This is a genomic window from Sphingopyxis sp. NJF-3, from assembly GCF_053514865.1.
This window is the reverse complement of record NZ_CM130726.1, coordinates 2,894,727-2,907,548: the sequence shown is the minus strand read 5'-3', so window position 1 is coordinate 2,907,548 and position 12,822 is coordinate 2,894,727. Positions and strand designations below refer to the sequence as shown.

Sequence of the window (12,822 nt, the reverse complement as noted above, 5' to 3'; positions counted from 1 at the left end):
TGGATGCGGCGTTTCAGACCTTGGGGTTGGGGTTGGTGGCGGGCGCCCGGCCGGGCCGGGCGTCCGGCGTCAGTCGTTCGTTGCGGGCGGCTGCGGCGGGCCGGGCGGCTGCGGGGTCTCGACGCGCATCGCCGTGCCGTCGGGGCCGTGCATGTCGACCACCGCCACGCCGTCGCGGCTGACGCTGACCGACGAGTTTCGGGTCGCGTTGCTCACCGCGTGCGACACGACCTGGGAGATATTGATCCCGCTCGCCGCGCGAAGCTCGATCGCGTCGTCGGGGGTCGACACGCGGACGCCCGACTTGCGCATGTCGCGGACGAAGGCGCCGGTGACGCCGACCGCGCGCATTCCGCTGAGATCGTCGATCGTGACGCGCGGGAACCAGGATTTCATCTCGCGGGCGTAGCCGGTGTCGATCCCGAGCGCCGAGGCGCCGATCAGATCGTCCATGTCGGCGTTCGGGAACAGCGCGCGCATCCGGTTTAGATAGGCGGGGCTGGCGCCGGTCGCCTTGGCGGCGATGACGTCTTCGGGGTCGAGGCCACCCTTGTCGCCGCGCATTCCGCGCACGTCGTCGGGGGTTATGCCCATCGCCTTCATGCTGACGAGCTGGTCGACCGGCAGCTTGGCGTGGGCGGGAGCGGGCTCCTGGTCCCCTAGCGCGGCTGCGGCCGCGGTCTTGGGCGTCGCGGCGGGGGTGACGGCGGCGAACCTGTCGCCCGGCTCGTCCACGGCGCGCGCGCCAGTGGCCGAGAAGGCGGCGAGCGGGACGGTGACGCCGGCGAGGAAGGCGAGGGTCATCGCGAACCAGCTCGCGCTCGCCGGGCCGCGCCTGGCGCGGGCGTCGAGGACGCGGGTGATGCGGCGCTTGAGGCTGTTCTTGCCCGGCGCGACGCCGTGCGCGGCGATCAGCGTCCCCTTGTTGTCGTGGCGCGCCGCGCCGACGAGCAGGGTCGCATAATCGGGGCCGTCGATGTCGGCGAGCAGCACCGCGTCGTCGGCGGCTTCCTCGCGGAGCTGATGGCTCTCGCGCGCCAGCATCCAGACGAGCGGGTTGAACCAGAACATCGCGCACGCGAGCCGCGCGGCGAGCAGCTTCGCCCAGTCGAGCCGCGCGACGTGGGCGAGCTCGTGCGCGATAATCGCCTCGGCCTCGCCGACCGCCTCGACCGCCTTGGGGCTGAGGACGATCGTCGGGCGCAGCACGCCCCAGCTGATCGGTGAGCGCAGTTCCTCGCTGACGAGCAGCGCGGTGCCGTGCTTGAAGCCCATGCGCCGCTGCGCCTCGGCGAGCGCCGACAGCCACGAGGGCTGGACGAGCACGTCGGCGCGGCCGCGCATCGCGAACAGCCGCACCACCGCGACCAGCATCGTCGCGAAGAGCAGGGCGAGCGGCAGCGCATAGACCCAGAGCGCGAGATCGGAGAGCGAGGGCAAAGAGGCGAGCAGCGACGCCGATGCCGGGGCGGCGGAATCCGCCGCGGCCGGGACTGGAGCCGCGGCGGAAGCAAGGTCGGCGGTGACCGGGGCCGCGGCCGCCTGGACGCTCGCCGCCGCGGGGGCGGCATCGGCGAACCAGGCGGCGGGCAGCGGCGCCCATATCGGAAGCAGCAGGGTCGCGACCGGGAAGGCGAGCAGGGCGGCGAGGCCGACATGCGCGATCAGCGAGCGCTCGGCGGCCGAGCGGACACGCGCGAGACGGAGGAGGAAGAGGGTGAGGCCGGCGATCAGCGCCGATTTCCAGGCGAGACCGATGAGCATGGTTGCGGTGATCATCATTTCGTCCTCCCGTCGCGCGCTTCGGCGATCAGTTTTTCGAGTTCGTCGAGTTCGGACGCGCTCATGGCGTCCTGCATGCCGAGCAGCGCCGCCGCGGCGCTCGTCGGCGAGCCGTTGAAGAAGACCCGCACGACCTGGCTCAGCGCCGACTTGCTCGCCGCCTTGCCCTCGACGCTGGGGGCATAGAGGAAGCCGCGGTCGGACTGTTCGCGGGCGACGAAGCCCTTGCCCTCGAGCCGCTTCAGCATCGCGCGGATCGCCGAGCCCGACAGCGCGTCGCTGAGCGATGCGGCGATCTCGGGCACCGTCGAGGCGCCGTTCTCATAGAGGATATCGACGATTTCGCGTTCCCGCGGCGGCAAACTGGACAACATGCGAATCACCTTTCGCGCTACATTTGTAGCGTGGCTACATTTGTAGCGCGGGGATGGCAAGCGATTTATTTGGGTAATACGGTGGCGCGTGGTCCTCCCCCTTGGGGGAGGGGGACCACCCGCAGGGTGGTGGAGGGGCAGGCGCGTCTGTGGCGCCCCCCTGTCTTGAGCGAAGTGTAGACCGTCTGTGCCCCTCCACCACCTTCGGTGGTCCCCCTCCCCGTGCCGGGGAGGATCGTTGCGCTTCAGCCGGCGGCGTAGCGCCAGCGGATCAGCGGGCCGTCCTCTTCGTCGATGCGCTCGCCCACCGGTACGAAGCCCGCGGCTTCGAGGACGCGCTGCGACGCGCGGTTGGCGGTCGCGGTCTCGGCGGTGAGCGCATCGACGTCGTCGCGGCTATCGGCCCAGGCCGTGATCGCGCGGAGCGCCGCCTGCATATGGCCGCGGCCCTGGCGGCCCGGCGCGATGCCGTAGCCGAGGTCGACCTCGCCGTTCGCGGGTGGGCGGGTGATCGAGCAGAGCCCGACGAGCTCGCCGTCGTGGACGATCAGCCAGGAGGCGGGCGCGAAATGCGCGTGCACCCGTGCCGCGACATCGGCGAGCATCGCGAGCACCGCGGGCGGCGCGATCGGCGGATCGAGCCAGAGGAGCGCGCGCGGCGCCGCGCCGCGCAGCAGGGCGGCGTAATCGTCTTCGGTGGTTTCCAATATCATGGGAGGCTTTCGAAATGCGGCAGCGCGCCAGGCGGCGCTGCACAGGGTCATTCCGCGGGCGTCAGCACCCGGCCGCGCGCACGCACGGCCGCACCGGCCCGCGATTGCGGTCCAAGGCGAACGGGGTGAGCAAAGGCAATCTCCTGAAAAGCCGGGACGATCTGGCACGGCGGCGGCGGGTTGTAAAGCGCCGCGTCGCAGTGGTGCAAGTCGACAGATAACCATATAGGTTATTTTCTATTGACATCGTCACGCTGATATGGCACAAGTGTCGCATCATGAAGAATTGCGAATCGGGCCGGCGCCTTGGGGCGTGCGGTCCGATTGTCTTTGGAGGGACGGGCGATGGGGCGAGCGGCGAAAGGCGAAGGTGCAGGGCACGCGCGGCCCGGCAGCGGGCAGATGGACAGCTTCCTCGACGTGCTTGCCGAAACGTCGAACGTATCGGCCGCAGCGCGCGCGGCGGGAATCGCGGCCAATGCCATGTACCGCGAACGGCGGCGCAACCCGGCCTTTGCCGCGCGGTGGCACGAGGCGCTGTGCGAGGGCTTTGCGCGGCTCGAGGCCGAGCTTCTGTCCGAGGCGCTGATCGCGCCGAACGGCAATGTGAAGGATGCGACGCTGAAGTCGCGGGCGCAGAAATACCGGCTCGGCCTGTCGCTGCTCGCCGCGCATCGCGCCGCGGTGCGCGGGACGGTGCCTGTCGCGCCCGGCACAGGGGCGGCCGATGCGAAAGCGCGGCTCGGTGCGAAGATTCGGGCGATGCGGGCGCGGGTGCGGGCAGAGGCGGGATCGTCCGCCGAGGATGACGCGCCTTGAAGCGCGCGACTCCCCCGAAGCGCGCGATCGACTGGGTGGAGGGAAAGTCCGAGGCTTTCGAAGCCTGGCACAAAGCGCTGCGCAAGACGAAGGCCGAAGCACTGCTGACCGACTGGAACTGGTGGCGGCGTGACGACCAATGTCCGCCGGCGGGAGACTGGCGCGTGTGGCTGCTCCTCGCGGGGCGCGGGTTCGGCAAGACACGGACGGGGGCAGAGTGGGTGCGCGCCTTTGCCGAGACGACGCCGGGCGCGCGAATCGCGCTGGTCGCGGCGACGCTGCACGAGGCGCGGCAGGTGATGGTCGAGGGCGAAAGCGGGCTGCTGGCGATCGCGCCGGCGGCGATGCGGCCCGATTATGAAAGCAGCCTGCGGCGGCTGACCTGGCCCAATGGCGCGGTCGCGACGCTCTATTCGGCCGCCGAGCCCGAGAGCCTCCGCGGGCCGGAGCATGGCGCGGCGTGGTGCGACGAGATCGCCAAATGGCCGGCGGGCGAGGCGGCGTGGGACAATCTGATGCTGACGATGCGGATCGGCGACGCGCCGCGGACCATCGCGACCACGACCCCGCGCGGCGTGCCGCTGGTGCGGCGGCTGATCCGCGAAGACGGAGTGGAGGCGACAGGTGGCGGAACCGAAGCCAACCGCCACAATCTGTCGGGGTCATGGCTGGCGGCGATGAAGCGCATCCATGGCGGCACGCGGTTGGGGCGGCAGGAACTCGATGGCGAATTGCTCGAGGATGTCGAGGGCGCGCTATGGACGCGGGGGCTGGTCGAGCGGTGCCGCGTCGATGCGGCGAGCGTCGGCAAGCCGGTGCGCGTGGTGATCGGCGTCGATCCGCCCGCGACGAGCACGGGCGATGCGTGCGGGATCGTCGTCGCGGCGCTGCTGCGCGACGGGCGGCTGGCGGTGGTCGAGGATGCGAGCGTCGAGAATCCGCCGCCGCACCTATGGGCGCAGGCGGTCGCGGCGGCGGCGGCGCGCTGGGACGCCGACCGGGTGGTCGCCGAGAATAATATGGGGGGCGAGATGGTGACCGCGGTGCTGCGCCAGGCCGAGGTGACGCTGCCCGTGGTCGGCGTTCATGCGAGCGTCGGCAAGGCGCGGCGAGCGGAGCCGGTCGCGCTCGCCTATGAGCGCGGGCAGGTGGTGCACGCGGGCGCGTTCGCCGAGCTGGAGGACCAGCTTTGCGGGTTCCAGGTGGGCGGCGGCTACGTCGGACCGGGGCGCTCGCCCGATCGCGGCGATGCGTGCGTGTGGGCGCTGGCGGTGTTGCTGGAGGGACTGCGGACGGGATGCGAGCCGGGGGTGCGGCGGGTTTGAGACCGAAAGGGCGGGAGATCGACCAGCAGCGGGACCCCGGGTCAAGCCCGGGGTGACGATGACTGGTAGGGACACATCCATAACGGTTCGGGTTGGCACCCATTTTCGTCACCCCGGGCTTGACCCGGGGTCCCGCTTTTTGGATGCATCCGCAATGGAACGCGAGCGGCAGGGCGGCTGGGTTTATATCATGGCCGACCGGTACCGCGGTACGATGTATGTAGGCGTCACGTCGCATCTTACAGCCCGCATTCACCAGCACCGAAACGGCGATGGTTCAAATTTTTGTGTCCGGTACGGGCTCGACCGGCTCGTTTGGGCGGAGCGTGGCGACGATATCGCCCAATGCATTGGCCATGAGAAGCGGATCAAGCGTTGGCATCGGCAATGGAAATTCGATTTGATCGAACGGGGCAATCCCGAGTGGCGCGATTTGTTCGAATCGCTTGTCTGAGGAAAAAGCGGGACCCCGGATCAAGTCCGGGGTGACGAGGGTCTGGAACGCGGCTTCGCGGGGCGGCGGATAGGAGAATCTTATGAACTGGTTTGGCCGCAAGGCCGCGCAGGTGCCTGCGCGGCCCGCCTTGTCGCGCGTGTATGGAAGCTGGAGCACGCCCGCGCCTTTGACGTGGGAGGCGCAGGTGCGCGAGGGGTATCTGGGCAATGCGATCGTGCAGCGCAGCGTTCGGCTAGTCGCCGAGGCTGCCGGAAGCGCGCCGCTGGTGGCGAGCGATCCGGCGCTCGCGGCGCTCGTCGCGGCGACGTCGGGCGGGCAGGGGCTCGTCGAGACTTTGGCGTCGCAACTGCTGCTCCACGGCAATGGCTATGTGCAGATATTGACCGACGGGGCGGGAGCGCCGGCGGAGCTGTTCGCGCTGCGGCCCGAGCGGGTGACGGTCGAGGCCGACGCGCGCGGCTGGCCGGTCGCCTATCGCTATAAGGCCGGCGGATCGACGGCGGTGCTGCCCGCCGAGGATGGAGCGGGGCGGCCCGCGGTGGTGCAGGTGAAGACGCTGCATCCGCTCGACGACCATTATGGCGCGGGGTGCCTCGGCGCGGCGGCGGGGGCGGTCGCGGCGCATAATGCGGCGGCGAAGTGGAACGCGGCTTTGCTGGAGAATGCGGCGCGGCCGTCGGGCGCGCTGGTGCACGATCCGGGCGACAAGGGGATGCCGCTGTCGGCCGAGCAGGTCGACCGGCTGCGCGAGGAGCTCGCCGAAAGCTTTGCGGGGGGCGCGAATGCGGGGCGGCCGCTGCTGCTCGAAGGCGGATTGAAGTGGCAGGCGCTGTCGCTGTCGCCGGCGGAGATGGATTTCCTGGCGCTGAAGGATTCGAGCGCGCGCGAGATCGCCATGGCGTTCGGGGTGCCGCCGATGCTGCTCGGGCTGCCGGGGGATGCGACCTACGCCAATTATCGCGAGGCCAATCGCGCGCTGTGGCGGCTGACCGTGCTGCCGTTGTGCGCGAAGATATTGGGCGCGCTGGCGCAGGGGCTGCGCGGCTGGTTCGCGGGCGCCGAGCTGCGGGTCGATCTCGACCGGGTGCCGGCGCTCGCCGAGGACCGGATGGCGCTGTGGCGCGAGGTGTCGGCGGCGGACTGGCTGACGGCGGAGGAGAAGAAGGCGCTGTTGGGGGTGGGTTAGTCTTGGCGGGCAAGGGCCCACCCCCACCCAGCTTCGCCTAGGCAGCAAGCTGCCAAGGCTGCGCAACCCTCCCCCGTCCCAGGGGGAGGGATGATGTGAGGAATTCGACATGGACGAGGAAGAGGCGCTGGCGCGGTTGATCGCGCTGGCGGGAACGGGTGCGGCCGGCGACGGCGCGGTTTTGCGCGCGCTGGTCGAGGAGGCGAGCGAGCTGGGGGCGCGGCGGGCGCTGGCGCGGCTGGGGCTCGCCGACGCGGCGGCGCGCGACGACATCGGGGATTTGCGGCAGCTTCTGGGTGCGTGGCGCGACGCGAAGAAAAGCGCGTGGAAGGCGGCGGTCGACTGGGCGGTGCGCGGGATGCTCGCGCTGCTGGTGGTCGGGCTGGCGGTGAAGCTGGGGCTGCCGGGGTTGCTGAAATGAGAGGGCAGGCGAGGCCGCGGGACGCCACCCCCAGCCCCTCCCCTGCAGGGGAGGGGGGCATCAGGTTCGCGGGCTATGCGGCGGTGTTCGATCGCGTCGACCGTGGCGGGGATGTCGTGCGCGGCGGGGCGTTTGCCGCGAGCTTGCGCGCGGGGCGCGGGGTGCCGCTGTTGTGGCAGCACCGGCCCGGCGCGGTCGTCGGGGTGATCGAGGCTTTGGCGGAGGATGCGCGCGGGCTGCGCGTCGTGGCGCGGGTGACGCACCCGACCGCGGCGGGACTTGTCGCGCGTGGGGCGCTGACGGGATTGTCCTTTGGCTATCGGGTGCGCGCGGCGCGCGGGGTGCGGCCGCGCGAGCTGCTGGCGCTCGACCTCGCCGAGGTGAGCCTGGTCGCGCAGCCGATGCAGCCGGCGGCGCGGGTGATTGCGGTGGATTTGGTGAAGGAGTGACAAGCATGGACGATATGGAAGTGAAGGCGGACGCGCTCGAGGGGGCGTTCGACGCGGTTCTGGCCGCCGAGGCGGTCGATGATCTGAAAGCCTCGGTCGCGGCGCTGAAGGCCCAGGTCGACGCGCAGGCGGTCGCGGCGTCGCGGCTGCCGCTCGACGGGGCGAAGGCGGCCGATCCGGCGCGCGACGCCTTCGTCGAGCGCTATCTGCGGCGCGGGATCGATGCCGGGGTGGAGATGAAGAGCCTGTCGGGCGCGTCGGGCGGCGAGGGCGGCTATGCGGTGCCGCGCGAGATCGACGGGACGATCGCGGCGACGCTGAAATCGCTGTCGCCGATCCGCAGCATCGCGAGCGTCGTGCAGACGGGGACGAGCGGTTATCGCAAGCTGGTCGCGACCGGATCGATGGGCGCGGGCTGGGTCGGCGAGACCGCGGCGCGGCCCGAGACCGCGGCGCGCACCCTCGCCGAGATCGCGCCGCCCTCGGGCGAGCTCTATGCCAATCCGGCGGCGAGCCAGGCGATGCTCGACGACGCGATGTTCGACGTCGAGGACTGGCTGGCGACCGAGATCGCGCGCGAATTCGCGGTGGCCGAGGGCGCGGCCTTCGTGAGCGGCAACGGAACGAACCGGCCGCGCGGCTTCCTCGATTATGCGGCGACCGACGAGAGCGACGCGATCCGCGATTTCGGGACGCTGCAATATGTCGCGAGCGGCGCGGCGGGCGGCTTCGCCGCGGCGAGCCCGCAGGACGGGCTGATCGAGCTGGTGCATGCCTTGCGCGCGCCCTATCGTCAGGGCGCCTGCTGGGTGATGAATTCGGATACGCTGGCGCGCATCCGCAAGTTCAAGACGAGCGACGGCGCCTTTCTGTGGCAGCCGGGGCTGGTCGAAGGGCAGGCGGCGACCTTGCTCGGCTATCCGGTGGTCGAGGCCGAGGACATGCCGGACATCGCGGCCGACAGCCTGGGAATCGCCTTCGGCAATTTCCGCGCCGGCTATCTGGTCGCCGACCGCGGCGAGACGCGCATCCTGCGCGATCCGTTCAGCAACAAGCCCTTCGTGCATTTCTATGCAACCAAGCGGGTGGGCGGCGCGATCATCGATTCGCAGGCGATCAAGCTGATGAAATTCGCCGCCAGCTAAAGCGGCTGGCGCGCGATGCGGCGCCCGGTTCGGCCCTTCCCTTTCGGGCCGGATCGGGCGCCTGTCATTTTCTCGACGATGATTATTGCGGAAAGGATGGCCCTGCCATGCCGAGCCTGTTTTTTGCCGACCTGGTGCGCGAGCATTGCCACGAGGGCGGCGCGGGGGCGCTGACGCCCGCGGGGGCGCTGCCGGGGCATCGCGCCTTTGCCGATGCGGTGCCTGCCGACATGTCGTTTCACTATGCGATCGCCGGAATCGCTTTCGCCGATGAGTGGGAGGTCGGGACCGGCCGGATCGACGGCGCGGGGCGGCTGGTGCGCGACAGCATCGCGGCGTCGTCGAGCGGCGGCGCGGCGGTCGATTTCACGCCGGGACTGAAGACGCTGGCGCTGACGGTCGGGGCCGACTGGTTCGCAGCGCGCGACGCCGGCGCGGCGGCGCTCGAGGCGGCGCTGGACGGCAAGCAGCCGCTTTCGACGCTGCACGCCGACGCCGCGACCGGCGCGGCGGGCGACCTGATCACTGTGCGGCGCGCGGAAGGGTGGGTCAATGTTCCGATCGCGTCGTTCGCCTATCGGGAGGCCGGCGGAGCGGTGACGGTGGGCGGGCCGCTCGGCGCGCATAGCGGTAGCGCGGCGGCGCCGTCGATCAGCTTTGCCTCCGATCTCGACAGCGGGCTGTTTTGCGCGGCGCCGAACGTCGTGGGGCTTGCGACCGGCGGCGCCGAGCGCGTGCGGATCGACGCCGCGGGCAATGTCGGGATCGGCGCGCCCGCGCCCGCAGCCAGCCTGCATGTCGTCTCTCCCGCGGGACGCCGAACGGCGATTCTCGATTCGGCCAGCGCCGCCACCGACGAGGAACGCGCGCTGCGATTCCATATCGGCGGAACCCATTTCGCCAGCATCACGGTTCCGGTGGGGAGCGGCGGGGCGATCGCCTTTTGCACCGGAAACGGCCTTGCCGGCACCGTTGCCGAAAGGGTGCGCATCGGCCCGAACGGCCACGTTCGCCCCGCCGCCGACGACGCCCAGACGCTTGGACAGGCGTCGTATCGCTGGTCGGTCGCCTATGCCGGAACGGGCTCGATCAACACGTCGGACGCGCGCGACAAGACCTGGCGGGGCGCGCCGACCCTCGCCGAGACGGCCGCCGCGCGCCGCATCGCGGAGGGGCTGGGATTCTATCAATGGAATGACGCGATCGCCGCGAAGGGCGCCGACGGCGCGCGCCGGCATTTCGGCGTTCGTGCGCAGGCGGCGTGGGCGATCATGGCCGACGAAGGGCTGGTCGATCCGATCGGCGACGACGGGTGTCCAGGCGCGACTCCCTATGCCTTTCTGTGCTGGGACGCATGGGACGAGGAGCGCGACGCGGCGGGCGATGTCGTGCGCGCGCCAGGCGACCGGTTCGGCATCCGTCCCGATCAACTCGCGCTGTTCCTGATCGCCGGGCTGGAGACGCGGATCGCGGCATTGGAGGCGGCGGCATGACGGCGGGCGGGGCGATCGGATCGCGGGCGATCGGCGACGGCGGGCGGCGCGATCTTCCGACCGAGTGGGGCGGACCCGACCCGTCGGCGGCGCAGGCACAGGAGCGGGCTTCGCGGCGCGGGCGCGACGGGCGCCGCATGGCCGTGCGCAAACCTTGAGGAGGTGGGGCATGACGTTGGTGGTGAAGGATCCGGGCAGCCGGATCGATTATGAATTCGACTGGAGTGCGGCCTATCCCGACGGGCAGGCGCTGGTCGCCAGCGAATGGGCTGTGGCGCCCGTCGAAGCGGACGGCGTCGCAGTCGTGGCGGCGGCGCACGACCTGGCGCGGGCGACCGCGACGCTGGCGGGCGGAGCCACCGGGCGCGTCTATCGCGTGACCAACCGGGTGACGATGAGCGACGGGCAGATCGACGAGCGGTCGATGACCGTCCGGGTGGAAGAGCGATGAGCGCGGCGGGCGCGGTGCCGGCCGCGGTTCCGGTGAGCCTCAACGAAGCGCGCGGCTGGCTGCGGCTGGAGGCGACGACCGACGATGCGGTGGTCGCGGGGCTGGTGCGTGCGGCAACCAACATCTGCGAAGCCTTCATCGGCCAGTGGCTGATCGAGCGCGCGGTCGAGGAGGTCGTGCCGCTGGGCGGCGGTGGTGCGGTTCGGCTGACGGTGCGTCCGGTCGCCGCGGTCGAGGCGGTGACGTTGCTCGCCGCCGATGGCAGCGCGAGCCTGCTCGAGCCGGACGACTGGCGGCTGACGATCGGGCGCGAGGGCACGGGGCGGCTGGCGATCGACCGACCCGGCGCCGCGACGCGCGCGCGCGTCGCCTATCGCGCCGGAATGGCGGCGGACGCCAACGCCATTCCCGAGGCGATCCGGCAAGGCATCATCCGCATGACGCAGCATATGCACGAAGCGCGCGGCGACGACGGGCTGGCACCGCCGGCGGTTATCGCGGCGCTGTGGCAGCCGTGGCGGCGGATCGGGCTGGGAAGCGGGGTATGACGGGCGGCGCCGAGCAGGCGGTGCGGGCGCGGGCGCTGGCGTTGCTGGTGGCCGACGCCGAGCTGGCGGGGCTGGTGCACTGCGTGTTCGATGGCGTCCCGCCGCGCGTCACCGCGCCCTATGTGTCGATCGGCGCGGCGGAAGGGCGCGACTGGGGCACCAAGGATCGGCCGGGGCGCGAGGTGCGGCTGACGCTGGCGCTGATCGGAACCGGCGCGAGCGACGGCCGCGCGGCGGCTTGCATCGAAGCGGCGCTGGATGCGCTGCGCGGAGCGGCGGAGGACTGGCAGATCGTCGGCGCGCGGGTGCTGCGCACCCGCTTCGCCTTTCAGCGCGACGGCGGCTGGCGCCACGAGCTGGTCGTACGCTGCCGATGTTTGAGCGCGGCGTGAGGCCCGTTGTCCCCTCCCGCAAGCGGGAGGAAGAGGGGATCAATCGGCGGGCATGGTGTTGGTTTCGGAGTAATCCTTGAACTGGCCGACGAAATTGTCGTGGTAATCGCCGATCTGCATGTTGGCGTCTTCGGTCGCGTCGGCTTCCGAATCGCCGCTCGCGCGGTCGAGTGCGATCACCGCCTTGCGAAAGGCATCGCGTTCGGCCTGGCAGATGGTGTCGATCGCGGCCTCATAGTCCGCGGGCGTTTTCTTGGCGTCGAGCGATTTCTTGAGATCGGTGCGCAGGCACTTGGTGAAGGCGGCGCGCGTCGTGCCGACGTCGGCGGCTGGCGAAGGCGCGGCGACGGCCAGGAGAAGGGTAGCGATCAACATCCTGCGACTCCCCGTTTGTGCAGTGATTTCGTGTCGAGGAGAATAGACGATGGCAATTGAAAATGGGAGCACTTTTCTGCTCCGGATCGGCGACGGCGCGGTGCCGCCCGCGTACCAGACCGTCGCCGGACTGCGCACGACGCAGCTGTCGGTGAACGGCGAGGCGGTGAACGTCACGACCAAGGATTCGGGCGGCTGGCGTGAGCTGCTGTCGGGCGCGGGGGTAAGGTCGGTATCGGTGAGCGCGGCGGGGATCTTTACCGGATCGGGCGCCGAGGTGCGGCTGCGCGGCCACGCGCTGGCCGGAACGATCGACGATTATGAGCTGAGCTTCGAAAGCGGCGAGCGGATGCAGGGGCGCTTTCTGGTGACGCGGCTCGACTATGCCGGCGATTATAATGGCGAGCGCCAATATACGCTGAGCCTCGAATCGAGCGGCCCGGTGGTGAGCCTGTGAGCATGGGGACGACGATGGGGGCGAACCCGCTGCGCGGCGAGGCCGAACTGCGGATCGGCGAACGGGTGCTGGTGTTGCGGCCGAGCTTCACGGCGCTGGTCGCGGCGGAGGAGGAGCTGGGGCCGCTGTTCGCGCTGGTCGAGCGCGCCGCGGGCGGCGGACTGGCGCTCGGCGAGATGGCGGCGCTGTTCTGGCATTGCGTGCGTGAGCGGCCCGAAGAGCTGACGCGCGAGGCGATCGGCGAGGCGGTGGTGGCCGGCGGGCTGGCGGCGGCGACACCGGCGCTGCGGGTATTGCTCGGGCAGATACTGCAGGGGCGGTAGCGTGGGGCCCTTCGGTGCGTCGGCCCTGCGACTGCTCGGGTTGATGGCGCAGGTCGCGGGGTGGCGGCCCGGCGAATTCTGGGACGCAACGCCGGCCGATGCCGCGGCGGTG

The 12,822-nt window shown here is 70.9% G+C and carries 18 protein-coding genes; 14 read left to right on the top strand and 4 right to left on the bottom strand.

The genetic code is table 11. The annotated features are described in order from the left end of the window. Positions 1–69: 69 nt before the first annotated feature. The 3 genes from ACOTSS_RS14195 to ACOTSS_RS14185 form a co-directional block, all read right to left on the bottom strand. Positions 70–1,782, bottom strand: a complete 1,713-nt coding sequence (locus ACOTSS_RS14195; protein WP_448688767.1) for a M56 family metallopeptidase — start codon at positions 1,780–1,782, stop codon at positions 70–72. Beyond that, the gene (locus tag ACOTSS_RS14190) at positions 1,779–2,156 is read right to left on the bottom strand and encodes a BlaI/MecI/CopY family transcriptional regulator (RefSeq protein WP_095388498.1); all 378 of its coding nucleotides are present in this window, start codon (positions 2,154–2,156) and stop codon (positions 1,779–1,781) included. The genes ACOTSS_RS14195 and ACOTSS_RS14190 overlap by 4 nt, the downstream gene beginning before the upstream one ends. Before the next feature lie 245 nt (positions 2,157–2,401). Then, a complete protein-coding gene (locus ACOTSS_RS14185; RefSeq protein ID WP_448688766.1) occupies positions 2,402–2,869 on the bottom strand; it encodes a GNAT family N-acetyltransferase in 468 nt (155 codons plus the stop codon). Positions 2,870–3,214: 345 nt separating this feature from the next. Here ACOTSS_RS14185 and ACOTSS_RS14180 point away from each other — a divergent pair, with 345 nt between their 5' ends. From ACOTSS_RS14180 to ACOTSS_RS14125, 12 genes are all read left to right on the top strand, one after another. Continuing rightward, positions 3,215–3,688 carry a hypothetical protein gene (locus ACOTSS_RS14180; RefSeq protein WP_448688765.1) on the top strand — a complete coding sequence of 158 codons (474 nt, stop codon included), beginning with the start codon at positions 3,215–3,217 and terminating at the stop codon, positions 3,686–3,688. A gap of 35 nt (positions 3,689–3,723) precedes the next feature. Continuing rightward, positions 3,724–5,013, top strand: coding sequence for a DNA-packaging protein (locus ACOTSS_RS14175; RefSeq protein WP_448691357.1), 1,290 nt, complete (start codon positions 3,724–3,726; stop codon positions 5,011–5,013). Positions 5,014–5,167: 154 nt separating this feature from the next. After that, a complete protein-coding gene (locus ACOTSS_RS14170) occupies positions 5,168–5,467 on the top strand; it encodes a GIY-YIG nuclease family protein (protein WP_448688764.1) in 300 nt (99 codons plus the stop codon). A gap of 82 nt (positions 5,468–5,549) precedes the next feature. Further along, complete coding sequence (locus tag ACOTSS_RS14165; protein ID WP_448688763.1) at positions 5,550–6,656, top strand: phage portal protein; 1,107 nt, start codon at positions 5,550–5,552, stop codon at positions 6,654–6,656. Between the two features lie 109 nt (positions 6,657–6,765). Continuing rightward, positions 6,766–7,077, top strand: coding sequence for a DUF6127 family protein (locus tag ACOTSS_RS14160; protein WP_448688762.1), 312 nt, complete (start codon positions 6,766–6,768; stop codon positions 7,075–7,077). Next, positions 7,074–7,526, top strand: coding sequence for an HK97 family phage prohead protease (locus ACOTSS_RS14155; RefSeq protein ID WP_448688761.1), 453 nt, complete (start codon positions 7,074–7,076; stop codon positions 7,524–7,526). The genes ACOTSS_RS14160 and ACOTSS_RS14155 overlap by 4 nt, the downstream gene beginning before the upstream one ends. Positions 7,527–7,531: 5 nt before the next feature. Next, positions 7,532–8,671, top strand: coding sequence for a phage major capsid protein (locus ACOTSS_RS14150; RefSeq protein WP_448688760.1), 1,140 nt, complete (start codon positions 7,532–7,534; stop codon positions 8,669–8,671). 107 nt (positions 8,672–8,778) lie between these two features. Beyond that, positions 8,779–10,164 carry a tail fiber domain-containing protein gene (locus tag ACOTSS_RS14145; RefSeq protein WP_448688759.1) on the top strand — a complete coding sequence of 462 codons (1,386 nt, stop codon included), beginning with the start codon at positions 8,779–8,781 and terminating at the stop codon, positions 10,162–10,164. Next, positions 10,161–10,322, top strand: a complete 162-nt coding sequence (locus ACOTSS_RS14140; RefSeq protein WP_448688758.1) for a hypothetical protein — start codon at positions 10,161–10,163, stop codon at positions 10,320–10,322. Before ACOTSS_RS14145 ends, ACOTSS_RS14140 begins: the two co-directional genes overlap by 4 nt. An 11-nt stretch (positions 10,323–10,333) precedes the next feature. Then, a complete protein-coding gene (locus tag ACOTSS_RS14135) occupies positions 10,334–10,615 on the top strand; it encodes a phage fiber-tail adaptor protein (RefSeq protein ID WP_448688757.1) in 282 nt (93 codons plus the stop codon). Next, positions 10,612–11,163, top strand: a complete 552-nt coding sequence (locus ACOTSS_RS14130) for a head-tail connector protein (RefSeq protein ID WP_448688756.1) — start codon at positions 10,612–10,614, stop codon at positions 11,161–11,163. Before ACOTSS_RS14135 ends, ACOTSS_RS14130 begins: the two co-directional genes overlap by 4 nt. Further along, entirely contained in the window at positions 11,160–11,555 is a 396-nt protein-coding gene (locus ACOTSS_RS14125; RefSeq protein WP_448688755.1) for a DUF3168 domain-containing protein, read from the top strand. The genes ACOTSS_RS14130 and ACOTSS_RS14125 overlap by 4 nt, the downstream gene beginning before the upstream one ends. A 39-nt stretch (positions 11,556–11,594) precedes the next feature. Here ACOTSS_RS14125 and ACOTSS_RS14120 read toward each other — a convergent pair whose 3' ends face one another. Next, positions 11,595–11,930 (bottom strand): hypothetical protein, encoded by a 336-nt coding sequence (locus ACOTSS_RS14120; RefSeq protein ID WP_448688754.1) that lies wholly within the window; start codon positions 11,928–11,930, stop codon positions 11,595–11,597. A gap of 49 nt (positions 11,931–11,979) precedes the next feature. On the opposite strand from ACOTSS_RS14120, the gene ACOTSS_RS14115 reads away from it, so the two are divergent. Together ACOTSS_RS14115 and ACOTSS_RS14110 are read left to right on the top strand one after the other, a co-directional pair. Then, complete coding sequence (locus ACOTSS_RS14115) at positions 11,980–12,387, top strand: phage major tail protein, TP901-1 family (RefSeq protein WP_448688753.1); 408 nt, start codon at positions 11,980–11,982, stop codon at positions 12,385–12,387. Positions 12,388–12,401: 14 nt separating this feature from the next. After that, positions 12,402–12,710, top strand: a complete 309-nt coding sequence (locus tag ACOTSS_RS14110; protein WP_448691356.1) for a gene transfer agent family protein — start codon at positions 12,402–12,404, stop codon at positions 12,708–12,710. The last annotated feature ends 112 nt before the right edge of the window (positions 12,711–12,822 follow it).